This window comes from Prevotella sp. LMAG:51, assembly GCF_008680225.1.
In the GTDB taxonomy this organism is placed as follows: domain Bacteria; phylum Bacteroidota; class Bacteroidia; order Bacteroidales; family Bacteroidaceae; genus Prevotella; species Prevotella pectinovora.
In genome coordinates, this window is record NZ_NALQ01000015.1 from 150022 (window position 1) to 175618 (window position 25597).

Annotated in this window: 19 protein-coding genes and 1 pseudogene; 5 read left to right on the plus strand and 15 right to left on the minus strand. The window is 46.7% G+C overall.

Translation table 11 applies throughout. The features are described 5' to 3' along the window. Positions 1 to 92 precede the first annotated feature (92 nt). Positions 93 to 428 carry a hypothetical protein gene (locus CCC32_RS04950; RefSeq protein ID WP_022316891.1) on the plus strand — a complete coding sequence of 112 codons (336 nt, stop codon included), beginning with the start codon at positions 93 to 95 and terminating at the stop codon, positions 426 to 428. Between the two features lie 54 nt (positions 429 to 482). Next, positions 483 to 1967: an oligosaccharide flippase family protein gene (locus CCC32_RS04955; protein WP_287072717.1), complete on the plus strand. Its 1485-nt coding sequence runs from the start codon at positions 483 to 485 to the stop codon at positions 1965 to 1967. A gap of 55 nt (positions 1968 to 2022) precedes the next feature. Here the strand turns inward: CCC32_RS04955 and CCC32_RS04960 are convergent, their stop codons facing one another. From CCC32_RS04960 to aroQ, 4 genes are all read right to left on the minus strand, one after another. Next, complete coding sequence (locus tag CCC32_RS04960; protein ID WP_287072719.1) at positions 2023 to 3030, minus strand: glycosyltransferase family 2 protein; 1008 nt, start codon at positions 3028 to 3030, stop codon at positions 2023 to 2025. 97 nt (positions 3031 to 3127) lie between these two features. Next, entirely contained in the window at positions 3128 to 3682 is a 555-nt protein-coding gene (locus CCC32_RS04965; RefSeq protein WP_287072721.1) for a GNAT family N-acetyltransferase, read from the minus strand. A gap of 7 nt (positions 3683 to 3689) precedes the next feature. Beyond that, complete coding sequence (mutS, locus tag CCC32_RS04970) at positions 3690 to 6317, minus strand: DNA mismatch repair protein MutS (RefSeq protein ID WP_044065687.1); 2628 nt, start codon at positions 6315 to 6317, stop codon at positions 3690 to 3692. 264 nt (positions 6318 to 6581) lie between these two features. Next, the gene (gene aroQ, locus CCC32_RS04975) at positions 6582 to 6998 is read right to left on the minus strand and encodes a type II 3-dehydroquinate dehydratase (protein WP_287072723.1); all 417 of its coding nucleotides are present in this window, start codon (positions 6996 to 6998) and stop codon (positions 6582 to 6584) included. Positions 6999 to 7167: 169 nt separating this feature from the next. On the opposite strand from aroQ, the gene xerA reads away from it, so the two are divergent. Then, on the plus strand, positions 7168 to 8085 hold the full coding sequence (gene xerA / locus CCC32_RS04980; protein WP_042518080.1) for a site-specific tyrosine recombinase/integron integrase: 918 nt from the start codon (positions 7168 to 7170) through the stop codon (positions 8083 to 8085). 334 nt (positions 8086 to 8419) lie between these two features. On the opposite strand, the gene CCC32_RS04985 is transcribed toward xerA, so the two are convergent. The 6 genes from CCC32_RS04985 to CCC32_RS05010 all read right to left on the minus strand — a co-directional run bounded on the left by CCC32_RS04985 (position 8420) and on the right by CCC32_RS05010 (position 14372). Further along, a complete protein-coding gene (locus CCC32_RS04985) occupies positions 8420 to 8956 on the minus strand; it encodes an RNA methyltransferase (RefSeq protein WP_042518078.1) in 537 nt (178 codons plus the stop codon). Continuing rightward, positions 8953 to 9381 carry a SufE family protein gene (locus tag CCC32_RS04990; protein WP_044079883.1) on the minus strand — a complete coding sequence of 143 codons (429 nt, stop codon included), beginning with the start codon at positions 9379 to 9381 and terminating at the stop codon, positions 8953 to 8955. Before CCC32_RS04990 ends, CCC32_RS04985 begins: the two co-directional genes overlap by 4 nt. Positions 9382 to 9435: 54 nt before the next feature. Next, on the minus strand, positions 9436 to 10689 hold the full coding sequence (locus CCC32_RS04995) for a peptidase U32 family protein (protein ID WP_022316901.1): 1254 nt from the start codon (positions 10687 to 10689) through the stop codon (positions 9436 to 9438). 113 nt (positions 10690 to 10802) lie between these two features. Continuing rightward, positions 10803 to 11363 carry a hypothetical protein gene (locus CCC32_RS05000; protein WP_287072725.1) on the minus strand — a complete coding sequence of 187 codons (561 nt, stop codon included), beginning with the start codon at positions 11361 to 11363 and terminating at the stop codon, positions 10803 to 10805. Between the two features lie 130 nt (positions 11364 to 11493). After that, positions 11494 to 12495: a 2-oxoacid:ferredoxin oxidoreductase subunit beta gene (locus tag CCC32_RS05005; protein ID WP_022316903.1), complete on the minus strand. Its 1002-nt coding sequence runs from the start codon at positions 12493 to 12495 to the stop codon at positions 11494 to 11496. Positions 12496 to 12521: 26 nt separating this feature from the next. Next, the gene (locus CCC32_RS05010; RefSeq protein ID WP_044073565.1) at positions 12522 to 14372 is read right to left on the minus strand and encodes a 2-oxoacid:acceptor oxidoreductase subunit alpha; all 1851 of its coding nucleotides are present in this window, start codon (positions 14370 to 14372) and stop codon (positions 12522 to 12524) included. Between the two features lie 618 nt (positions 14373 to 14990). Between CCC32_RS05010 and CCC32_RS05015 the strand changes: the two genes are divergently transcribed. Continuing rightward, positions 14991 to 16016: an IS110 family RNA-guided transposase gene (locus CCC32_RS05015; protein WP_042517114.1), complete on the plus strand. Its 1026-nt coding sequence runs from the start codon at positions 14991 to 14993 to the stop codon at positions 16014 to 16016. A gap of 229 nt (positions 16017 to 16245) precedes the next feature. Here CCC32_RS05015 and CCC32_RS05020 read toward each other — a convergent pair whose 3' ends face one another. From CCC32_RS05020 to CCC32_RS05040, 5 genes are read right to left on the minus strand one after another with little or no spacing between them, the layout of a single operon-like run. Continuing rightward, positions 16246 to 16953: a hypothetical protein gene (locus CCC32_RS05020; protein WP_278840962.1), complete on the minus strand. Its 708-nt coding sequence runs from the start codon at positions 16951 to 16953 to the stop codon at positions 16246 to 16248. A 4-nt stretch (positions 16954 to 16957) separates the two neighbouring features. Next, positions 16958 to 17839, minus strand: a complete 882-nt coding sequence (locus CCC32_RS05025) for a T6SS effector amidase Tae4 family protein (RefSeq protein ID WP_278840963.1) — start codon at positions 17837 to 17839, stop codon at positions 16958 to 16960. 56 nt (positions 17840 to 17895) lie between these two features. Beyond that, entirely contained in the window at positions 17896 to 18597 is a 702-nt protein-coding gene (locus CCC32_RS05030) for a hypothetical protein (protein WP_278840966.1), read from the minus strand. Continuing rightward, positions 18594 to 24671 (minus strand): T6SS effector amidase Tae4 family protein, encoded by a 6078-nt coding sequence (locus tag CCC32_RS05035; RefSeq protein WP_287072729.1) that lies wholly within the window; start codon positions 24669 to 24671, stop codon positions 18594 to 18596. Before CCC32_RS05035 ends, CCC32_RS05030 begins: the two co-directional genes overlap by 4 nt. Positions 24672 to 24679: 8 nt before the next feature. Then, positions 24680 to 25093 (minus strand): T9SS type A sorting domain-containing protein, encoded by a 414-nt coding sequence (locus tag CCC32_RS05040; RefSeq protein ID WP_287072731.1) that lies wholly within the window; start codon positions 25091 to 25093, stop codon positions 24680 to 24682. Between the two features lie 51 nt (positions 25094 to 25144). On the opposite strand from CCC32_RS05040, the pseudogene CCC32_RS05045 reads away from it, so the two are divergent. Continuing rightward, a pseudogene (locus tag CCC32_RS05045) lies at positions 25145 to 25307 on the plus strand (IS982 family transposase); the annotation flags it as partial. Between the last annotated feature and the right edge of the window lie 290 nt (positions 25308 to 25597).

A 25597-nucleotide genomic window follows, 5' to 3' on the forward strand; every position in this document is an offset into this window, starting at 1 on the left:
ACAAGAACCCACCCTAACCCTCCCAAAGGGAGGGGACTGGGGACTGGGGTTATTGTAAACAACTATAACAATTAACATTTAAGACTATCATTATGGAAAACTATGAATGGGCAAAAGAGATGAACTGTGCCGTTACGGTGTGCGACGCCGAAGGCATCATCATCTACCAGAACGACAAGGCGGTGGAAACATACAAGAAACACGGCAACCTGATTGGAAAGAATCTCTACGAGTGTCACTCGGAGAGATCTAAAGAGATTATCCGCCACCTGCTCGCCACCGGCGGCAGCAACGCCTATACCATTGAGAAACAAGGCGTTCACAAAGTGATTTACCAGACGGCATGGAAGAAGGACGGCAAGGTTGCCGGCATCGTTGAGATATCAATGATTACTCCTGCCGATATGCCTCATTATGTGAGAGGATAACATTTCTTTTCAAAATTAAATAATATTTGAGTCCTTCTCACGTTAGTTAATTTGATGGAAAACAGCAACAACAGCTACTCACACATACTGAAATACACGAGCCTGTTCGGCGGCGTGCAGATGCTCAATATCCTTATCGGACTGGTACGCAACAAGTTAGTTGCCGTATTGCTCGGTCCGGCGGGTATGGGACTCGTGGCTCTTTTCTCATCAACGATAAAGCTCGTGGTGGACTCAACGAACTTCGGTCTCCACATCAGTGCCGTGAGAAACATATCCATGGCATTCGACAACGGCGACGAGAAGTGGCTCAGACACGAGATTGAGGTGTTCCGCCACTGGATTCTCATAACGGCATTGTTCGGTCTCGTGGTCTGCGCCGCACTCAGTTCACTGCTCAGCGACTGGACTTTCTCATTCGGCGACCACACGCTGCACTTCGTGCTGCTGTCGCCCGTCGTGGCACTCACCACGCTGACCGTAGGAGAGACCGCCATACTGAAAGCCACACGGCGGCTGAAAGCCCTCGCCGTAACTTCTATCTACGGGGCAATCGGTGTGTTCGCCATCTCGGTGCCTATATATTGGATATACAACTATAAAGGCATCGTGCCATCGCTCGTGCTCATGGCACTGGTGCAGGCAATAATAGTGCTGCAGTGTTCCCTGAGGCTCTACCCCCTACAGATGCGGTTCCGCCTCGACTGCATAAAGGAAGGCACGGCATTCCTGCGGCTCGGCATAGCTTTCGTGGTGGCAGGAATGCTCGGCAGCGGTGCGGAACTCGCCATCAGAGCGTATCTCAGCAACGCTTCGGATGTGGACACCGTAGGACTTTACAATGCCATGTATGTGATGATTTTCACATACGCCGGAATGGTGTTCACGGCAATAGACACCGACTATTATCCTCGTCTGTCGGCTATAAAGACGCATGGCGAAAAACTGAACGACACGGTGAACAACCAGATTGAAGTTTCTATGAACATCGTGTCGCCACTCATCGTCCTCTTCATCCTCTTCATGCCAATCCTCCTGCCATTGCTATATAGCGGCAAGTTCAACGCCGTGATACCTATGCTGCAGGTGGCAGCGCTCTCGATGTATGGCCGCGGAGTGTTCCTGCCGCTGGAATATATAGCACTGTCGAGGGGCAATTCCATGACTTTCCTCACGATAGAGATATTCAGCGACGTGGTACTGGCGAGCCTCGTCATCCTGGGTTTCAACATGTTCGGACTGCTCGGCATCGGCATTGCCATAACAACGGCATATATGCTGGAAATGCTTTTCGCCAGGATGGTATGCAGGATAAAATACAAATACAGGATGTCGTCCACAGTAGTGCGAACCATCCTCTTCCATCTTGCCGTAGGCATCTGCGTCTACGCCTCCACCCACATCGAGAGCAACCTGCTGTATTGTATTGTCGGAACGCTAATATTCTGTGCCGACGCATGGTTCTCACTCAACGTGGTGAAAAAGCATACGGCAATAATGGAGAAACTGAAAGGAAAATTCAAGAAGTTGGTCGGATAGCACAACAAAAGAGGGAGGATTGTTCTGGCGGTGATAAAGCCGAACTGCATTGGCATTATTTACCCTTATAGATACGGAACAACGATTTCATATTGCGACACGTGCCGAAAAAGAAATACCATACGGCGAAACATCTCTCCAATGGCGATAGGCGACGCAATACCGCCATTCTATAGCCACCAAACTTGATATTGCGCTCAAAGCCACGGAAATGCGCTATAACGGCTTTTCTCTCGTCAGGGCTTATATTTGCCCACTCACGCATATACGACACGCTGAGGGTGATGTAAATGGCCATAAGCCAGGATTTCAGCTTGGGGAATGACTTGTGGTCGTGGAAAGTATCAGAAAACAGCTTGTCGATCATCACGGCAGTGTCGAGACGCTGAAACCATCGGATGGAGAAACGCTTGGTGATGGCATTCTCGTTGCCTTGATAATAATAGAAAGTGGAATCGCAAAAACCAACCCTTCCGGCGGCGAGGAACTGTAGTCGCGTGTTATATTCGTCACTGTCGTAATGGTTGGTGTCCTGCCTGTCTTCGTCAATGAGCCTTCTGTTTATCAATGCGAAGCCATGGATAGAAAAGTCTATGCTACGATAGAAAGCCTCCTTGCCGGAGAACACCAAGGAATGGTCGCCATTCGGAGGATAAGAACCTTGTTCCGCAGAAGTCGTTCCGTCAGCATATTCGAGCAGCATATCGGGTATCACGATGTCGAGACTGCGCTTTTCCGCCTCGCCCACAGCCTTTTCAAGCAAATCAGCATCTATCCTATCGTCTTGCGACATATAGAAGAAATATTCTCCCTGCGCCCATTTCTCCATCATCGCCAGATTGCGGGCTGTATTCCCCTTGCCGTCGTTATGCTTTGAGAACACACGAATCCTGTTGTCCCTTCTGGCTAACCCGTCGAGAATGGTGCGACTGTCGTCTGTCGACTCATCATCGAGAGCGATAAGTTCCCAGTCAGCAAAGGTCTGGCTGATCACCGAACCGATGCTGCGCTCCAGATATTCGCTGCCGTTATATACCGGCATATAGATAGAAACCTTGGTCATGATGGTGTTATTATAAGTTGACGAGTTGACAAGTTAACGAATGGACAAATGGAGGAACAGACAAGCATACATCCCCATCGGAACAGCATACTATTCATCACAGCATCAGCTGCATATCCACTACATCGAGACGCCTGCCAAGTTTATAGCCCACCTGCTTGAAACAGGAAACTTCTTCGAATCCCATACTGCCATGAAAGGCTATGCTGCCCGTGTTTTCTGCCGTTATGCAAGCTATGAGAGAATGACAACGGCCGGTCTGGCGACAAGCCTCTATCAGGAGGTTCATCAGCTTAGAGCCTGCGCCATGCCCCGTGTGCTGCGCATCGAGATATATTGTCACCTCCCAGGTATGCGAATAGGCAGCCCGCTCCTTCCAGAGATGGGCATAGCAATACCCCACTACCCTACCGTCTTGCTCTGCCACAAAACAGGGAAACTCGGCAGCGATATGCTTCACGCGCTCTGACATATCGCCAGTAGTAAGAGGCTCGGTCTCAAAACTGACGGTGGTTTCAGTGACATAATGATTATATATCCGTGTCATTTCCTCTACGTCGGTAGGACAGAAAGTACGGACAGTGAGTCCGGAAGACACCTTCGAACCGCCTTTATTCCGGTTTCTCTCTGAAAATTCTTCTTTCCCGTTCATGCTTGCTTTATTTTCCTCCCACAATCGTCTTTATGTCGTTCAGTTTGTTCAGCGCCTCCATCGGCGTGAGGTTGTTTATGTCGAGACCGAGAATCTCGTCGCGCACCTGACACAACACAGGGTCGTCGAGCTGGAAGAAGCTCAGCTGCTCACCGCTGCCCGGCACCGAGATATTGTCTACTGCCGCCTTTCCGGCTGCCCCCACGCCACTGTTGTCAGCCTCAAGCTGCTTGAGAATCACGTTCGCCCTATTGATAATGCTCTTCGGCATACCGGCAATCTGCGCCACGTGGATACCGAATGAGTGTTCCGATCCGCCACGCTCCAGACGGCGCAGGAATATCACCTTGCCGTTTATCTCCTTCACGCTGACGTTGTAGTTCTTTATCCTGCTGAAGTTCTTCTCCATCTCGTTCAGTTCATGATAGTGTGTGGCGAAGAGGGTGCGCGCTGCCGCACGCGGCTGCTCATGCAGATATTCCACTATTGCCCAAGCTATCGAGATGCCGTCGTAGGTGCTCGTTCCGCGGCCCAGCTCGTCGAAGAGCACAAGACTGCGCGGCGTCACGTTGTTGAGGATATTCGAAGCCTCCGTCATCTCCACCATGAATGTGGATTCTCCCATTGAGATATTGTCGCTCGCCCCCACACGTGTGAATATCTTGTCCACGATACCAATCTTGGCACTCTCTGCCGGCACGTAGCATCCTATCTGTGCCATCAACGTGATGAGTGCCGTCTGGCGTAGCAGAGCCGACTTACCCGCCATATTCGGTCCGGTGATAATCATTATCTGCTGCTTCTTGTCGTCGAGATATATGTCGTTGGGCACATACTTCTCTCCCACCGGCATCTGTGTCTCTATCACGGGGTGGCGGCCCTGACGGATATCTATCACGATGTCGTCTTGCAGAATCTGCGGTCTCACGTACCGGTGTTCCTCCGCCGTCTTGGCAAAGGAGAGCAGACAGTCGAGCTGTGCTATGATATGCGCATCCTTCTGAATGGTGTGTATATAATGCTGGGTGTTCTGCACGAGTTCACCGAAGAGCTTTGTCTCCAGCTGCAGTATCTTGTCTTCGGCTCCGAGAATCTGCTCCTCATATTGTTTCAGTTCCTCGGTGATATATCGTTCCGCCTGTGCGAGCGTCTGCTTCCTTATCCATGTGGCAGGCACTTTGTCTTTGTGGATATTCCTCACTTCAAGATAATATCCGAACACATTGTTGTAGCCGATTTTCAGACTTGATATGCCGGTCTCCTCTGTCTCCCTCTCCTGGATTTTCAGCAGATAGTCCTTGCCGTTATATGCTATGTCGCGCATGCGGTCGAGTTCCTCGTCCACTCCGCTGCGTATCACGTGTCCTTTGTTCACGAGCTGTGGCGGGTCTGGCTCTATCTCCATCTCCAGTCTGTCGCTAAGTTCCTTGCAGGCGTCAATCCTGTCTGCCATCAGCGCGAGAGTCTTGTTTTCCGACCGCTCGCAGGCATCCTTGATAGGCTGCATGCAGAGCAGGGCATTCTTCAGCTGCACCATTTCCCGTGGCGACACACGTCCTGTGGCAACCTTTGCTGTGATGCGTTCCAGGTCGCCCACTCCATTGGTGTTCTCGTCGATGATTTCCCTGAGTGACGTGTCCTTGAAGAATTCCTCCACCACGTCGAGCCGCTTGTTTATGTCGGCGGCATTGCGCAACGGGAAGCACACCCATCTGTTGAGCATTCTGGCTCCCATCGGCGAACAAGTGCGGTCTATTACGTCGATGAGCGAGCATCCGCCGTCCTGCATCGAACGTGTCAGTTCGAGCGAACGCACGGTGAAGCTGTCGAGTCTCACATATCGCTCCTCGTCTATCCGGGATAGCGACGTGATATGGCTGATATGTGTATGCTGCGTGAGTTCCAGATATTGCAGGATGGCTCCGCATGCCACGATACCGCATTTGAGATGGTCTACGCCGAAGCCCTTGAGGTTTTTCACCTCAAAATGCTTGTGCAGTTTCTGGCGGGCGGTCTGTTCATTGAACACCCATTCGTCGAGTTCGAAGGTGAAATGCTTTGTTCCGAAGAAGCGTTCGAAGTCTGCCTTCTTGCCTCTTTCATATAGCACCTCCTTTGGCTGGAAGTTACCTATCAGCTTCTGCACATAGTCGTATGGTCCTTCGGTGGTGAGAAACTCTCCCGTAGAAATATCGAGGAACGCCACTCCGCAGGATGCCTTGCCGAAGTGTATGGCTGCGAGGAAGTTGTTCTCCTTGTAGTTCAGCACGTTGTCGGTCAGGGCAACACCCGGCGTTACAAGTTCGGTGATGCCTCGCTTCACGAGTTTTTTCGTCAGTTTCGGATCTTCGAGCTGGTCGCAGATAGCCACTCTTCTACCTGCCCTGATGAGCTTTGGCAGATAGGTGTCGAGGGCATGATGGGGGAATCCAGCCATCTCGGTAGACGGTTTCGTGCCAGAGTTGTTTCTCTTGGTGAGCGTGATGCCGAGGATGCGACTTGCGTCAACGGCGTCGTCGCAGTATGTTTCATAGAAGTCTCCACACCTGAAGAGCAGCAGTGCGTCGGGATGTTTCGCCTTGAGCGAAAAGAACTGCTGCATCATAGGCGTCAGCCCATTGTCGTTTTTTGCCATATTATATGTGAAACTATTGTCGTTTTTGTCTTATGCCCCTGTCCGTCTCCTCGCTGCCGCATCACGACGGTATGGATGTGACAATGGGGGCAAGTTGCAAAATTACGTCTTTCGGATTTAAATACCAAGAACGGAAAAGATTTTTTATTCCAAACCGGTCATCAGGAACACTACATTGAACAACCTATGACCGTTTTGGGATTATGGTTGCTTGGCTCATAAAAAAAAACAGAGCTCCGCATTATGTAAAACAACCGGAACAGGTCAGTCCAGCAGTCCTTCTATCGCCAGTCTGTATGAATTGAGTCCGAAGCCGCATATCACTCCCTTACAGGCGGCGGAAATGAAGGAATGGTGGCGGAAGTCTTCACGCTGGTGGACATTAGAGATATGCACCTCTACAACCGGACATTTTATGGCGCGTATGCAGTCGTGCAGGGCAATGCTGGTGTGGGTGTAGGCTCCGGCGTTCAGCACTATGCCGTCGAAAGAGAAGCCCACCTCCTGTATCTTGTTTATCAGTTCTCCCTCAACATTGCTCTGATAGTATTCTATCTCTACCTCCGGATACTGCTCACGCAACTTGGCCAGATAGCTCTCGAAAGACTCGCTGCCGTATATCCCCGGTTCTCTCACGCCGAGCAGATTGAGATTGGGACCATTCACTATTTGTATCTTCATATTTCTGGATTAGTTTGTTTGTTGCAGCCTTTTTATTACCTTTGCCTTGTATTTCTCTCCTGCCTGGGCATAGCATACTCTGGCGGAGGAGTGCAGGCACTTGGGTGGCTGACATTTGCAAAAGTACAAAATAATAATCATTCGGACAACTATTGACTCGCAAACTGACATGAACGACAACGGCAACTCCAATGCGGAGATGATAAAGCAATACCGCAGATATCTGAAACTGGGAAGAAACTACTCCGAGAACACTCTCAAGGCATATATGGACGACCTGCAGAAGCTGCTCAACTATGCCAACTGCGAGGGACTGGCTCTGACGGAGGTGAAGCTGGATGACCTGCGCAACTTTGCCGCTGCCATCATCGACATCGGCATAAGCCCGAGGTCGCAGGGAAGGATTCTGAGCGGCGTGAGGGCGTTCTACAAGTTTCTGCTCATAGACGGATATATCCAGGAAGACCCTACAGAACTGCTGGAATGGCCCAAGATAGGGGAACATCTGCCAGAGGTGCTGTCGGTGAAGGAGATTGACATGATGGAGGCTGCCGTGGACATGGAGAAATGGGAAGGACAGAGAAACAAGGCAATCATAGAGGTGCTCTTCTGTTGCGGACTGAGAGTCAGCGAACTGACAGACCTGAAGATGTCGGATCTCTTTCTCGACGAGAAGTTCATACGTGTGATAGGAAAGGGCGACAAGGAGAGACTGGTACCGATATCCGAAAGCGCCATACAGGAGCTGAGGTTCTGGTTTGTAGACCGCAACGTGATGAAGATAAAGCCGGGAGAGGAAGACTACGTATTTCTGAACATCCACGGCAAACATCTCACAAGGGCAATGATATTCACCATCGTGAAGAGGCTCGCCGCTGCCGCCGGGATAACGAAGAACGTGAGTCCGCATACGCTGCGCCATTCCTTTGCCACATCGCTCCTTGAAGGCGGTGCCAACCTGCGTGCAATACAGGAGATGATGGGACACGAAAGTATCGGAACGACTCAGATATACACCCACATCGACATGCACACGCTGCGGGAGGAAATACTCGAGCATCATCCAAGAAACATGATGGACAAATAAAATCCACTCTCCTAAAAAGACATAATCCAAGCAAGCCCTGATGAGCGGCTCTGGATGATGCAGGATGATTCAGATATCTGATTTGCAAAAGAATGTCCGCATCATTTGCTCCCTCCAGCAATGATACGGACTGCAAGTTCTCGTTTAGATTTCGTGTTTGATAAAATTCTTACCACTTTTCTTGCTTGCAAAGGTATTCAAAAACATCTGCATCTGCAAGCCCATATTTCCAGGTTATGGTACGAATGGGCCGTATTTTGGATTAAACGACATAAAATAGCAAGATGGGATGTATAAAAAAGCGATATTTAAGGTATAAAAATACTGACACTCATCAGAGCATCAGTCTTTTTGCAAATTCCCATATCACCATACCTGCCGTGACAGAAACGTTGAGCGAGTGTTTGGTGCCAAACTGTGGTATCTCGAGACAGCAGTCGCTCTTGTCCACCACTTCCTGATGCACTCCCTTCACCTCGTTGCCCATTATCACGGCGAAGCCCTTATGCTTGCCGATATCCGGAACAAAGTCCTGAAGCATCGTGCTGCCCTCACACTGTTCCACGGCACACACCTGATACCCCATGGCATGAAGCTCATCCACGGCATCCGTGGCGTTGTCGAAATACCGCCAGTCCACACTGTCTTCCGCACCGAGCGCCGTTTTGTGAATCTCCGGCATCGGCGGAGTGGCGGTAATGCCACACAGCCATACCGCCTCGATACGGAAGGCATCACCGCTGCGGAACACCGACCCCACATTGTGCAGAGAACGCACATCGTCAAGCATCACGATGAGCGGCATCTTGTCACTCTGCTTGAAGTCGCTCACCGTCATACGGTGCATCTCTATCGTCTTGAGCTTTCTCATTGCTCCTCACTCTTTACCTTATATGCCAACGCATACATGCGTATCTGCTTCACCATGGCGAGCAGACCGTTGGAGCGGGTTGGCGAGAGATGTTCCTTAAGACCGATCTTGTCGATGAAATAGAGGTCGGCAGCGAGGATTTCCTGTGGGGTATGACCGCTCAATACTCTGATGAGCAGCGCTATGATGCCTTTCACGATGAGTGCGTCGCTCTCTGCCGTGAATATTATCTTTCCGTCCACATAGTCTGCCTGCAGCCATACGCGGCTCTGGCATCCGTCGATGAGATTGCTCTCTGTCTTGTATTTGTTGTCGAGTGGTTCCTGCTCGTTGCCCAGGTCTATGAGCAGCTGGTATTTGTCCATCCAATCGGAGAAGTCGGAAAACTCCTCAATCACTTCATCTTGTGCTTCGTTGATTGTCATTGTAGTGTATTTTATTGTTGTTGAAAATCCATTTGAGCGTTGCGGCGTATATGCTTACTCCTCTACCCGCTCCAGTTTGAAGAGCTTGTCGCTTGGTCTCACCTTTGACGGCACAGGCATTGACACGCGCTGTCCCTTGCGGGCTTCTTCCACGGGCTCCAGGTCATAGCGTATCTCGTCGGCATTCATATAGATGACGCCTGTCGTAGGTCCGGTAATGAGCAGCTTGTCGCCCTTCTTGAAGTCGGCTGCCTCGATGGCAAATTCTGCCACGCCGAGCTTTGAGAAGTATTTCACTCCCTTGCCCACATACACCTTCTTCTCCGTAGCACAAGAGCCGTAGTTCTTGTTCCATTCTCCGAGTTTCTGTCCAAGATAGTATCCATCCCAGAAGCCGCGGTTGAAGACGGTGGCGAGACGCTCGTCCCACTGGTCTTTCTTCTCCTCCGTAAAGGTTCCGTCGATAACGCTCTGTATGGCTTCCTTGTAGCACTTCACCACGGTGTAGACATACTCCGGACCGCGTGCCCTGCCTTCTATCTTGAACACTCTGACTCCGCTCTTCATCATCTTGTCGATGAATCGCACGGTCTTCAGGTCTTTAGGACTCATCACGTATTTGTTGTCAATCTCCAGCTGGGTGCCGGTCTCATTGTCGGTCACGGTATACGAACGGCGGCAGAGCTGTATGCACTCTCCGCGGTTGGCTGAACGGTTGGCATTGTCGAGACTGAGATAACACTTGCCGCTGATTGCCATACACAAGGCTCCATGGCAGAACATCTCTATGCGCACGGGCTGTCCTGACGGTCCGCAGATGTTCTGTTCCTCTGCCAGTCTGTGCACCTCTGCCACCTGACTCATATTGAGCTCACGGGCGAGCACCACTACATCGGCAAACTGCGCATAGAACTTCAGTGCCTCCACGTTAGAGATATTGAGCTGTGTGGAGAGATGAACCTCCTGTCCCACCTTGTTGCAATAGGTCATCACCGCCACGTCGCTGGCTATCACTGCCGAGATGCCTGCCTCTTTGGCTGCATCCACAATCTCGTGCATCAGCGGTATGTCCTCGTTGTAAATGATGGTGTTCACGGTGAGGTAGGTCTTTATGCCATGCTCATTGCAGGTGGCGGCAATCTCGCGAAGGTCATCGATAGTGAACGTGCTGGCAGAGTGTGCCCTCATGTTCAGCTTCTCGATGCCGAAATAAATGGAGTCTGCTCCTGCCTGTATCGCTGCGGCGAGGCTTTCTCTCGACCCCACCGGCGCCATGATCTCAAAGTCGTTTATATTGTAATTCGTCATAATCATTTTATCATATATATTGGCATTAGAGCGCAAAGACGCACTCTATGCCAATTTACTCGGCAAAAGTAAATAAAACCTACCAAAGTGCCAACTTTATCATTGCATTTTCGTCAATCTTCCCAGAACTGGGTGTATACGCCCTTGAAATTATTGTAGTGTTCCATGGTTTTCTGCCGTATTCTCTCATACATGGCATCTGAGTCTATGCCATTCTTCTTGAGGAATGTGTCGAACCACACCTTCGGTGTAGACCATTCCACTTCGCGGCGCTCCGCCGGTTTCATCACCACACCTTCGAAATAGCCTTCTGCCAAGCCTCCATTGTCAACCTGCGTCACCATCTTTGAAGAAACAAACTTGGTGCTGTAGAGCCGGCGGTCCTGTCCTTTCACCCATCCGAACTGCGGCGAGAACGCCTCAAGCTTGCCTAAGGTGATGGAACCGTCTGCTCCCACACCCGTGATCTGTACGCGATACGTCTTTTTATCCATCTCTATTGAAGAGAAGCCATCGAAATAAAGTCTGGCAAACTGTAGTCCTGCGAATGGATTGCTACTTGTATTGGTGTCTACCTTCAAGCCCCCGGCCTTTCCGCCTCCGCCGCTGATTATCATCCATTTCTTGCCTTCGTCCATCGTTGCCGCAATAAATGATTTGATGTAGTGTGTCATATCTAAAAGTCTTTGGTTTAGCAAAAAGTCCAGTATTCCATCTGTTATAAAAAAAGCCAAAATGCCATATCCCGCATATATTGATATGAGGAATATGGCATCATATAAGAATAATAAAAGCGTATGCCCTTTATTTCACTTCCCAAATGTCGTTGGTTTCGAGGAGCTCCATGAAGTTGTGATATTTCTTCTTACCCTTCACCTCTTCAATCTGCTCAGCAACGGCAGTCTCATAGGTAGGAGCCTCTACGTCGCGGATTACACCGAGAGCCACTGGGAATCCATGCTCGTTGTCCATCATGGCGAGCTTCAGCTGCAGGGTATTGTCCTCACAGTGAGCGTCGTGAACGAGGATGTCCTTCTCTGTGATGCCATTCTCGCCGATCTTCACTACCTTCAGACCAAAGCCCTCCTGCACAAGACCGAACTCGTTGTTCTCACCGAAGATCAGCGGCTCGCCGTGCTTCACGTAGATGGCGTTCTTCTTTCTGCCCTCGCTCTTGTAGATAGAGTCGTAAACACCGTTGTTGAAGATAACGCAGTTCTGCAGAATCTCGCATACAGAAGCACCCTTATGCTGCTTTGCAGCTTTCAGCACCTCTACAGTTCCTGCAGCGTCGGTGGCTACGGCACGTGCAAAGAAACGACCTCTTGCACCGAAGCAAAGCTCTGCCGGACGGAATGGGTCCTCTACAGTACCGAATGGAGAAGACTTGCTGACGAAACCGCGTGGACTAGTAGGAGAATACTGTCCCTTTGTGAGTCCATAGATACGGTTGTTCAGAAGTATCATATTCAGGTCGATGTTACGACGCATGGCGTGGATGAAGTGGTTACCACCGATAGCAAGACCGTCGCCGTCACCGCTGATCTGCCAGATGGTGAGGTTCGGATTGGCTACCTTGGCACCGGTAGCGATGGCAGCAGCACGTCCGTGGATGGTCTGCATCGCATAGGTATTAACATAGTATGGCAGACGGCTTGAGCATCCGATACCGGAGATTACCGCTGTCTCGTATGGCGGAACGCCTAATTCTGCCATCGCCTTATGTAGCGAAGCCAAGAAGAAGTGGTCGCCGCAACCAGGACACCAACGTGGCTGTCCTTTCTTATAATCTTGTATTGTGAACATTGTCAATGAAAAATTAGACGTTTATATTACTTGTTAATGATTTCCTCAAAGCTTTCCACCAACTCGCTTACAACGAATGGCTGTCCCTTAACCTGGTTGAACTGGTATGGCACGAAGCCGTCAACCTTGGCACGCAGGTAGGCAGCAAGCTGACCGAGGTTCTGCTCTGCCACTACCACCTTCTTGTATTTCATGAGCACCTCTGCGGTGTTCTTTGGCAGCGGGTTGATGAACTTGAACTGTGCAGCAGCCACCTTGTGACCCTTCTTGCGCAGCTCTTCCATAGCTGAATAGAGATGTCCGGCAGTACCGCCGAAGCCTACGATGAGCAGTTCTGCATCGTCCTTGTCGCCCAATACCTCAAGGTCTGGAACAGGGATGCGAGCCACCTTGCCTGCTCTCAGGCGACACATCTTGTCGTGGTTCTCAGGATCTGTAGAGATAGCTCCGGTGTCGCTGTCCTTCTCCAGTCCGCCGAGGATATGAGTGAAGCCCTCACGTCCTGGGATACCCCAATAGCGAACGAGAGTCTCCTCGTCTCTCTTATATGGAGTGTAGTTGCCCTTCATGCTCTCTGGAGCATAGTGAGGATGAATCTCAGGAAGCTCAGCGATGTTAGGAAGTTTCCAGGCTGCAGAACCGTTGGCAACGTATGCGTCGGTGAGGAGCAATACCGGTGTGAGATGCTCAACGGCAATCTTTGCTGCGCTGTAGACAGCGTCGAAACAGTCGGTAGGACTTGTAGCTGCGATTACAGGCATTGGAGACTCACCGTTTCTTCCGTAGAGAGCCTGCAGCAAGTCTGTCTGCTCGCTCTTTGTAGGCAGACCTGTAGAAGGACCACCACGCTGCACATCGATGATGACGAGAGGCAGCTCGTCGATAACGGCGAGGTTGATAGCCTCTGACTTCAAGCAAACGCCAGGACCAGAAGTTGATGTGGCTGCCATAGCTCCGGCGAATGATGCGCCGACAGCACTTGCACAACCGGAAATCTCATCCTCACACTGCACGGTGGTCACTCCGAGTGACTTGTGCTTTGCGAGCTCATGGAGCACGTCGGTAGCCGGTGTGATAGGATAAGAACCGAGGAAGAGCTTCATGCCAGCTTTCTCGGCAGCGGCGATAAGACCGTAGGCTGTTGCCTTGTTGCCGGTGATGTCCATATAGCGGCCTTTCACCTTATTCTTTGATTCGATGCGGTATGTAGCAGGCACACCGGCATGAGTATTGTGTCCGTAGTTGAAACCAGCGTTAACCACCTTGATGTTGTTCTCGGCGATCTGAGGCTTCTTGGCGAACTTCTCTCTCAGGAAATTCTCAACGAGAGTGACATCGCGGTTGAAGAGCCAGCATACGATACCGAGAGCAAACATGTTTCTACACTTCATGATGGCCTTGTTGTCCATGCCGGAGTCGGCAAGACAATCCTTCACCATCTTTGTGATAGGACAAGCCACTACTCTATCCTCATCGATGCCCATCTCTGCGAGATAGTCGGCTGTCTTGAATTCTGCCTTCTCCAGATCCTTGGGACCGAAGCTGTCGGTGTCGATGATGATTGTAGCCTGTGGTTTAGCATGCTTGTACTGTGTCTTCAATGCAGCGGCGTTCATAGCCACCAGCACATCGCACTTGTCACCAGGGGTATAAACCTTTCCCTCACCGATGTGAACCTGGAAACCAGATACGCCGGTCAGCGATCCTTGCGGGGCGCGGATGTCTGCCGGATAGTCAGGGAATGTTGAGATTCCGTTGCCGATGGTGGCTGAAACCGTGGAGAAGATGTTACCGGCGAGCTGCATACCGTCGCCTGAGTCGCCTGAGAAGCGTACTACTACCTGCTCCAACTCTTTTACTTCCAAATTTTCTGCCATAGAATTTACAGTATTGATGAATGATTTTTCATTTATTAGTCTTAATCCAAGAAGCTCCGGCTATGCACAGGACATAGAAAGAGCCATGCTTTTCAACAAAGTAATGCAAAGTTCGGAAACTTTAATGAAAGTTCAAAGCTTTTTCCCAAAATAATTTCATTACATATTGAAAACCACGTGTATTTTCACTCTCAATGCTGAATTTGTGTCATTATCCCATACCGATATATATATACAACGGAGTTGTCAGCCTTACACATTGTCAGAAAAATATCATGCGGCATCTGAATTCAAGACGTCTTATAAAAAGCGAAAGACTGCAAGCCCTAATGACCTCTAAGTTTGCAGAAGATTGCGACGAAGTCGCATAAACTCCAAAATAATCAAGGTAAAACTATGATTGCTAAAGACAGTTTCGTACCTTTGTTGTAAAAAGGTAGAATCGGTCTGTCGAAGAGGTAAACCAGCTAATGACCCAGCCGTAAAGCTATAAATCGTTTAGGTCCTCATCGACATAGTTGCAAAGACCAGATAGAAAGTTATCGGCTCTGAGCCTTGTTAGAGTGTTAGTCCATACAACTATTGACCAATTCTACACAATATAACTCGTACAAAGTTATGAAGAATTTATTTATCGGAGTTGATTTTTCGAAAGAAAAAGTTGATGTGGCTATCCTTTTTGCAGACGGACTGGCAGAAACCGCTGCTAGAGTGTTCAACGAGTTCAAGACAACCGTGTCTGGCTATAGGCAGTTGGTCAAGTGGGTTGAGCAGAATTCCTGCGGTATCGACTCGTCCTTGTGGCTCTTCTGTGGCGAGAACACGGGCGACTACAGCAAGGGACTGTGCAACTTCCTCTACGGTAAAGGCTACGACATGTGGCTTGAGAACGCAAAGAGCATCAAAGACGCATCTGGTCTTAGACGATTGAAGTCTGACCGTGCTGACGCCTCGATGATTGCAGAATACGCCATGAGGAATTACGATAAAGCCGTTATGTACGAGCCTCTTAGCGAGTCGCTTACACAACTGCGTGAGCTGTTCCTATACCGTCAGATGATCGTAAGACACAGATGCAGTTTCCAGGTGCGTAGAGGCGAAAAGCGACTCACTATGGAGAAGTCGCCAGTCAAGACAATGATTTCGCAGAGCGGACGGCACATCGTCTCTGAACTCAATAAGGAGATAGAGAAGATAGATAAGCGCATTGCCGATCTCATCAAGTCGGACGAGGAACTCACCGAGGTGTTCACCATCGTGACCTCGGTGCCTGGCATAGGAACGCAGAACGCTGTGTGCCTGATGGTGTACACCGACAACTTCCGGCGTTTCAACTACGACTCACGCAAGATTGCCTGCTATTACGGCCTAGCTCCATTTGGCAAAGATTCGGGAACCAGTGTGCATTCCGATCCGCATGTACATTATATGGCTAACCGCCAGATAAAGGCCATGCTGACGCAAGCGGCACTAGCTGCCGTCAACTTCAATCCCATTATGGCGAGGTACTACATGCGCCTCGTAGAACGAGGAAAGAAGAAGCAGGTTGCACTGAACAATGTCAAGAACAAACTTGTACATTTGGTCACAGCCATGGTCAGAAATCGCCAAACATTCACCCCTGAATATAAAATCTCAGCATAAATTGAAAATAATGGTCAAAACATTTGGATATTAACATAGAAAGCGATTTGGGTTTAAGTTGGTCGATACGAGTAAAAAGTTGCCCATAGCACTGATTCTCAGTAAAACCAAGAATTTCTGAAAAACTGTCAGATTGTCTGGTTTTTTGTTGTAATATTCTGACATCCAAGCAGTTGGCTGTCTGGCAATTGTCAGCCTATTGTCTGGATGGTTTGCTGATGAAAAGGGTTTACGGCAAACTTAATTTATCAAGTCTAATTCTGACGAGGACGGACAATCCCAATTCTCTATCATAGTTTCTCTTTCCTAAGTCTGTTAAATCTGTTCTTCTAAATATAATAATAGGGCTGTCCCCACAAATTATTTTAGATGTTTTTAAGTCATATTGCTTTAAAATATTATCAAAATCTTTTTTTAAGGAAGTATTGTTTATAGCTTTTTCTACTTCTGAATAAGTAGGCTTTCTTGTATTGTTATTTTTTATTATACTTTTTGCAACTTCATAAGATTTGTCTTGAAAACAAGTAAGCTCAAATAATATTTGTTTTAATTCTGATAATTCATATTCAGAAGATGCCCTTTTCATGCAACAAGAAAATTCATGTAAAAAAGTATTGTAATCATTTTTCTTATACTTCGTTCTTTTGGCTTTCTGGAACTTAGATACTGCTGTCGTATCATCAAACAAAACTTCAGACTCATTGTCAGATTCTTTACCATCCAAATCATAATGAATGGACATTCCTAACATTCTCAATCCATAATTATAAAAAATAAAGGAATAGGCGGAAGCTGAATCTTCAGATACCACATAAAATTCCATTCTTTTTGTCAAATCTCCTAAATCAGGTAATTGTTTTACTGCGACATTATCCAGTGAATGGTGATTAGAACAAGAAAATAAAAAGAATACAAATAAATATATATAATATTTCATAATGTCAATATTTCCAAATTATCGTTTCTACAGTTTTCATTTCTTTATGATATTCAGTAGCATATGCCGCTGATTTACCTTTATATACAACATCTACATGACCAGAAACATCAGCTAAATTATTTTGAAAGGTAATTCCGTTTTTCAATGTCCACCCTTTCTTGCAATAAAGTCCTTTTCCCCATATTTTATTGAAATATTTTTTCATGTCTGATGCCAGTGTTATATAATTCCTACCATTTATATCTTTACTTGTAACTCCCTTTATATAAGGAATCTTTAAACCGCTTTCATTCATTGCATAAGATAGTCTAGCAGCGCATGCATTTTCCCAATTATACTCCAAAGCCTTTTGTGCAATTTCTCCACCTAACATTTGATAAAACTCTTGGGGAGACATTGCTTCAATACTGGCAGTTTCTATTTCGTATATTTTTTTTAATTGTCTGTAAGTTGGTCCACCATGTTTCAGTTCATTAAACATCATCACATAAGCCGCCGTCATAGCACCACTTGCAAATTTTCCCCCACCGAGTTCTGATACAATCCCTCCGAGTGCGGCATTGACAGCAATACGTTCGGCAGCCGACAGTCTGTCGCACATTCCGCCGTTCAAAGCTGCGCCACCGGCGGCGGATGCCATACCTGTAAAGAATCCGTGCTCGAAGTGCCCTCCGCGTATTCCCTCCATAGCCCCTTCGGACACGGAGTGGGCGGCAATCTTCATGTACACGTTTCCAAGGTTCCCGATCTCGAAGTTTGCGAAACCTCTCACGCCTCCCCAGAAACCTCCTGTAAAGGTGTTCTTTGCCGTCTGCATAAGGTTGGCTCCGTTGATGATGGAATTGACCAAAGCTGAAAAGAACAAGAAACTTTTATGTGCCATATTCCTTTTATTATACTTCTATGTCTTTTAATGGAGTATTCTGATTTTGTTATTAGTCATTTAATACTTGAAATATGTGCAACAATGGGAACAATAACCAAAATATTAATATTAGGTTCATATAAATATTCTTGCAATATGTCTTTTCTTGTTTGTACGAGAGCCAATCCGTCACAGTTGAAACAGTTACATTTTATGCCGTATTTCCTTAGCATATTATTTAAATCATTCCTGAATGATGTTTTGTTTAAGGCTGAAATAATTTGTTCATCAGTGTACCACATATTATTTTTGTAAATCTTTTCTTTATATAAAAATGTAGTAAATTCTTTTGTTCTTTCCTGTAAATCAGATGTCTGAAAATAAATAGATTTAAGACATTTCAGATTATAATAGTCTTGTGCCTTGTTTAGGCAAAGATTTAATTGTCTTAAAAAAGATTTATAATCGCATAATGTATATTTGCGTTGTGACACAACCTTAGAATAACATGATGTATCTTTGGGGGTTGAATACATATTGTATCTTTTAAATGAAGTGTTCCGGTCAATATATAATGATATTTCATTTGCTTCCTTTGAAAAGATGAATGAATATGCTGAAATGTTGTTTTCATATTTGACAAATAATTCTATTGCATGATTACTGCCATAATCGTAAGATTCTTTTATAATAACCATCTCCTTATCATTTGGTTTAGTCCAACATACACATGAGATGACAAAAGAAATTGTAATGAATATTAATATTTTTTTCATTTTCTAAATCCTCCATATTTCCATATTAATGTATGTGCACCTTCATTATAATAGTATACAGCTCCATGTTCTCCGCCGGCTGCTTTTCCGTTATATACGACATCAACATGCCCAGATGCATTTGTAAAGCCTGTTTGCCCTGTTATTCCATTATTTAATCTTATGTTTTTATTATTGCATACAATTCCGTTACCCCAAATTTTATTAAAATATTTTATCATATCAGATGCTAAAGTAAAATAATTTTTGCCAAATTTATCTTTTAGGGTAATCCCCTTTATGCAAGGAATTTTTAATCCACTTTTGTTCATAGCATAACTTAATCTAGCAGCACATGCATTTTCCCAATTTCCGTTTTTTGCTTTTTGAGCGATTTCACCACCTAATGATTGGTAAAATTCTTTAGGAGACAAATCTCTTCTGCTTTCAATCTCTGCATTGTATATTTTTTCTATTTGTCTGTAAGTAGGTCCAACATGTTTCAACTCATTAAACATCATCACATAAGCCGCCGTCATAGCACCACTTGCAAATTTTCCCCCACCGAGTTCTGATACAATCCCTCCGAGTGCGGCATTGACAGCAATACGTTCGGCAGCCGACAGTCTGTCGCATATCCCGCCATTCAATAAGCTGCCGCCTGCTGCAGATGCCATACCTGTAAAGAAACCGTGCTCGAAGTGACCACCGCGTATTCCCTCCATAGCTCCTTCCGATACGGAGTGGGCGGCAATCTTCATGTACACGTTTTCAAGGTTCCCGATCTCGAAGTTTGCGAAACCGCTCACGCCTCCCCAGAAACCTCCTGTAAAGGTGTTCTTTGCCGTCTGCATAAGGTTGGCTCCGTTGATGATGGAATTGACCAAAGCTGAGGATGCTCCGCCAGCCATGCCGCCAATGACAGTGCCGTAGACACCAGACGCAAGACCGCCAGTTTCAAGCCCTACAGCTATTCCTACTATAGCGGAGAAGGTGTCGCCTATCCAACTGTAGCCTGTCGGGTCAGTAAGCGACAGAGGATTGTTTATACAATAGGCATAGCGGTTGAGACTCTGCGTGTATTCCGGCATCTGCACTATCGGGTCTGGCGACATGAATCTGCCGACGAGAGGGTCGTACATCCTTCCCTCCATGTTGACAAGGCTGAACATGTCGATATGGTCGTGACCGGTAAATCCTGTATTGTATTCTGAAATGCTATCGTTCGAGAGAGTGTAGTAGTCCAATGTGTTCGGATCACGCCGTCTTCCCCAAGCGTCGTAGCTTAGCTCTTCTGTCAGGTTGCCGCTCCCGTCGCTATACGCAATTACAGAGCCGAGGTTGTCGTGATGCAGGTATGTGTCGTGTACTTCACCGTTGCCGGCAATCTCGTGGATAGCAACAGCCTTGCCGCCGGCAAATATATAGTTCAGGCTTTTGGTACTGTTTCCTGCCGTCTCTTCGGTGAAAAAGTCATTGACATAGATTCTTGTCTTTGCGTTCTTGTAATGATATTCAAAGTTCTGACCGCAGCCGCCCATGAAAGTGCCGGTAAATTCCACCTTCTTTTCTTTGTCCACTCCGTAGTCTATGGACAGAGTATTGTATCTGAGCGGATTTTCTGAAATGTTCTGCCTTAAACTGGATATTTTGTTGAACGAGGTATATTTTATATCGTCAAATACAGGTAGAGTGTATTTCTCTCCCTTGACACTGCTTATCCTATTGGTGCCGTCGGTATAATAGACAGAGCCGAGACCAGTTTTGTAAGTAATGTTGCCGGCTCCGTCATATCTAATATCTGTTACGTGTCCTCTGTTGTCGCTTGCAGCTGTAAGACGGTCAAGAGAATCATAGCTGAATGTTTCGGTCAGGTTGCGGATATTGTCAGACCTGCCGTTTAGGTTCCCATTAGAGTCGTACGAGAAAGACCTGGCAAGGATTCCGGGAACCTGTATGCTGACAGTTCTTCCTGCCGTGTCGTATGCCATGTCTATACCCATTCCGTTGCCCAAGGATTCTGACAGCGGCTGTCCTGCAGCGTTGCTGCTGACTGCCTTCCAGTAATTCTTGGTATTGTCGGCTGACGATACCGACTCGAGATAACCTGTTGGCGCATAGTTGTTACGCACCTTGAAACCGGAAGGATATTCCAGTGTTGACAGGCGACTGAAGTTGTCATAGGTTCTTCGTGTTGTATAAGTGTTGCCGAATATACTTTCGTTTTCAGTTACGACTCTTCCGTAAGAATCATAACTTAACTCCCTGGCAATGCCGTTGGAACATGCAGCACCAGACAACGCCCCTTTCCATTCTGCATCATAAGTATAGGAGTATGTGAAATCCTTACGTTTCTCGTCTGTAATACGACCGATCAAATCATATACGTATTCGGCAGTACCTTTGCTGTCGGTCTGGCTTGCTAATTCTCCGTATGGAGTGTAGGTGTATTCAATGGTGCCCAAATCTGGGTCAGAGAGCTTTGTCCTGTTGCCGAACTTGTCATATTCAATAGTTGTCGTTGTCCGCGGTCCCGTAATCTGAATGCATTTATCGCTTGCATCATATTTATAAGTTACCGTGTTGCCCGTGGCATCTGTACTCACGGCAAGGTTACCGTCCATATCGTAAGTTTTTGAAGAAGTGTTGCCGTTAGCGTCAGTCACGCTGGTTGTCAATCCGTTGTAACTCATGGTTGCCGTGGCTCCGTCCGGTTTTTTCTCCTTTATAGTCCTTCCTGCATTGTCGTATTCGTACTCCGTCCATAGCGGGACATCGCCTGCGAAATATGGTTCAGACTTTGATATGATTTGACCTTTACGGTTGTATACTGCATCTGCGTAGACTGTTTTTCCTTCTATGTTTTCCGTCACCTTACGGACAGTTCTGCCGAGACTGTCGAAAAACTCCATGGCGAACGGACTGCCCGCCTTGTCCGTCCTCGTGAAGTATACGGCATTTTGCGGAGCATGCGCATTGCCGTTGCTCCAGTCTGACGTTATTGACGTATTTGAAAGAGGAGAATTTATTGCCGTTACATTTCCGAATGAGTCGTGCTCGTATGACGTGGCGAGTCCGTTGGCATCAACTGTTTTTTTCTCCACTCCGAGGGCTTCGTCGGTTTCTGATGACGATAAAAACGACAGGGCGTTTCTCCTTTTTGTAATGAATCTTCCGTTTCTGTCGTATTCCGATTCCGAACCGCGTGGCTCGTAACTACGGTCGTTTGGTATTGTCACGTCTGATGTGATATTTCCGAACACGTCATAAGCATATTGTTTTCTGTAGCCATGTAAATCTTCTGGTTCAAATGCCTCTTCTATGAGCAATCCACTGTCAGAATCGTACTTGAATTCAGAAGTCAAGGTCTGGCTCTCACCGTTTTCGGATTTCGTCACCGCTGCTTTTGTCAGTCGTTCCAAAATCCATCTGTCTTCATTGTTGTAGTAGACATTTTCCGTGGCAACAGATTTTCTGCCGCTTATAACAGTCGACTTTGTCGTGTTGCCGAAGTTGTCCTGTTCAAAGATTGAAAGCTTGTGAGATACAAGTTGCCCGGAATTATATTCGTATGACTTTTCCTCTACGCATTGAGGATAGTACGTGTATGCCACTTCCGACTTTCCGTCATTGTACTGATAGCTTATGGCATTCTTGTAGAAGGCATCGTTGAGGATTTTACCGTCAAGCATCGTCTTTGAATACTTCAATACCGGTGTTGCTGTCTCTTTCAGTATCTCGTAGCCTTTTGTCGTGATGATGCCGGTGTTGTAGTCATTTGCTGACATTTCTTCAAAGCAAAGTATTCCTCTGCCTCGTTTGTGGGTAATCAAATTGCTATATCTGTAACCTGTCGTGGACATGCCTCCTATGCCGTCTGAGACGGACATTTCTTTTACCACGGGCCATGGACATATTGCCGAAACAAACGGATAAGACTTGAGCGTACCGCGCCTGAACACCTGTCCATCTGTCAGTTTCGCATACTTAATATTTGTGTGGTTTCCCAGTCCGTCAGTTACGGAAGTCAACGCATTGTCACCGGTATTTGTCGAGACATGCAGGCTTATTGGAACAGATGAACCCTTGCTGTTTGGATAACAAATGAAGTCTGCTTTGCCGTCGCCGTTGAAATCTGCTATACGGAAGTTGGCTTTGTCTGTTCCAACTGTGTTGCTTCCTGTATAATGCGAAAAGTTTTTCCCAGTCCGGTCATTTATATATATATTTACTGGGCATGTCTGATTCTTGTTGGTCTTTTCCCCTACTACATAAAGGTCATCAAAACCGTCACCGTTAATGTCTGCAACAAAAATCTGCTTGTTCTTAGGATTGAAAAGGCTCGTAATGGCTTCGGAGACGAAAGACTTTTCATTTTCTCCAGTTATACCTGTTGAAAAATTCATTTCCCATCCGGTATCAGGCTTGCTGGTCGTTCCCATAGTTATCACATCGGTCTTTCCGTCAGCGTTGAAATCTCCCATACAGTAATAACTTGTTCCGAAATCAAAACCGTTTGATTTTACAAGTTTTCCATTGTGGTCTATTGTATAAAGGTTGCCGGTATTGTTGTCATGCATGTTTAGAATCTCTACTGTCCCGTCACCGTCAAAATCTACAAGGCATGGTCTGTCCCATATATCTTCTTGGGAAATGAACTCTATTTCGCTTTGTCTGACCAATGGGGTTATGCCGTTCTCCGAAGACTCGGAAACAAGCATGCAGTAATCGCTCGATGCGTATCCTCCGCGGACAATCAGGTCAGCAGCCCCGTCGCAGTTTATGTCCGTGGCGTAAATTGAATGTTTCGATTCCAGTGCAGGCACTATGCCTTTTTCGTATTTTAGGCTGTAGTTTCCGGCATCGTCAACATCCGACAGATAAAGGTCTATCATATAGAATGGGTGACTGCCCCTTTCCACAACAATGTCGTCATATCCGTCGCCGTTAAAGTCGCCGCTTACGACCGAAGTTATGTATCTTCGTTTATGCTCTTCTTCTGGTGTGAGAAAATTGCCTTCATAAGCTTTTGTAAAAGACTTTCCGTCGCTAAGCAGGATTTGGAAATCAAGCCTGTCGCTGTAGTCTGGGCGTACAAGCATGTCAGTTTTGCCGTCGCCGTTGAAATCGCCGGTAACTGCTGTTGCCAATGTCGCATTGGTGTATGTCGTTGCGCCAAGGTTTGTTGTACCGTTCCACTCATTGTTGTTCCATGAAAACGATGTCGGCCTTTTCCTGTCATTGGCTGTTGACTCTTTTATGCTTCTGACCAGATGTTCATTGTTGGCAATGGTATAGTCTATATCGTACCTTCTTACAAGCTGTTCGCCGTATTTACAGTCTATCCTGTTTATTACATGCGATTTCTTTACCTTCTGTCCGCTTATGAAAGCGCAAGGAGAGCAGCAGGTCTTGTACGTGATGAGTATTGATGCATAGGGGGAAAGTCCGGCCTTGTCGTTTGCGGTATATGTTATCCTTTCCGGGAGAAACTCGTTGTTCTCACAGTCCGAATTGTAGGATATCCTGTAATAGTTGCCTTTCGTGTCTGTCACTTTGGTCTCAAGCCAAAACAGATTGTTGCTATTCCTCCCGCTAAGGTTCTTTGCATTTATATATTCTCTCGTCAGTCCGTCTTTTGTGTAGACCGTGAATTTTGAAGGATTGGCTTTGTTGCCTTCCGCTATGATTTTGGAAAAGCTGTTGTTTTCGGTCCGGTATTCACGATACTCTGCAGTTTCATTTACAATGGTCAGTCTCGCTCCATCAAGCATAAAGCGGTCACTTTCGTCAAAGTGTATGATGTCAGCCTTGCCGTCGCGGTAAAGGTTGCGCGGTACACGGCTTATAAGAGATATGCCCGACAGATCAAAGCTACGGCCAAACAGGCCGTCTCCTTTTGAACTGTCGTATACAATGGACAGTTGCGGAGACATGCCTCCTGTACCTGAAGCTACGGATATAGGCATCTCGTAATGAAATTGGCCGTTAGGAGTTACTTCATAACTGTCTGCCGTCTTGCCTACCGTATCTTTTTCCGACAGGTTGGAAGTTACCAGTATGAACAGCAGTATATACAGATTTTTTACCTTCATACACAAATTCAGTTTTTTATGACTTTTTTTGTAGCTTCGCTACAGGCTACTTTAATATTAAATATATATACTCCAGACGGGCAGTCATTCATGTCAACAGTATATGTACGTTTGTTGAACTCTGCAGATTTTACCACGATCGGAGACAAATCGCTCACTTGCAATGTTGCAGTTGTTCCATAGTCCTTTTTAAGGTCAATGGTAAATTTGTTGTCTTTGCCGATGATAGAAATATCGCCGGATATGTCAATCCGGTTGTTCCCGTCATTTGGCTTCAAAGATGGTATAGTAATGCCTTTACGACTTGTTATGTTACCATTTAAGTCGTATGAGAACGTTGTCGTCTTGTTTATGGCGATTGTTTGGGCGTTTATTTGCATTGTCCCAAATTGCACTATCAGTATGAGAGATGTTAATTTCATATTATAGATTATGTCTTAATCCGTTGGCGGAATTAATTTAAGTTGATAAATATGAGTAAAAGGTTGTACATATCGCTGATTATACCAACTTAGTGGTGCTCAAACATTAAGTTCAAACCATCGTACGTACAACATTTATACAAAATTCATCAAAATACTTGAGATATGCAAGCAATTCTCTGAAAATCTCGCCAATGAATCGGGGTATGTTCCATGTATATAGTCGAGGAATCGGGTAGCGCTACATGCCGTAGTACTGTTCCAGAGTCTTCTGACTTGGAAGTGTGCAAAGACATGCAACACATTGATTTGTCACACCTCTACAATTCTTCAATAAATGGGCACGGTGCTTGCCCAACTGGGGCACGATGCTTGCCCATGTGGGGCACGGTGCTTGCCCCAAGTGGGCACAACCAGTATCCAAAATGTGCCCAAAGCGTTTCAAAGACGAAACACCAGAAAAGGGGATGAAAAACGACCAATTCCCCAATGACACTTCGATGA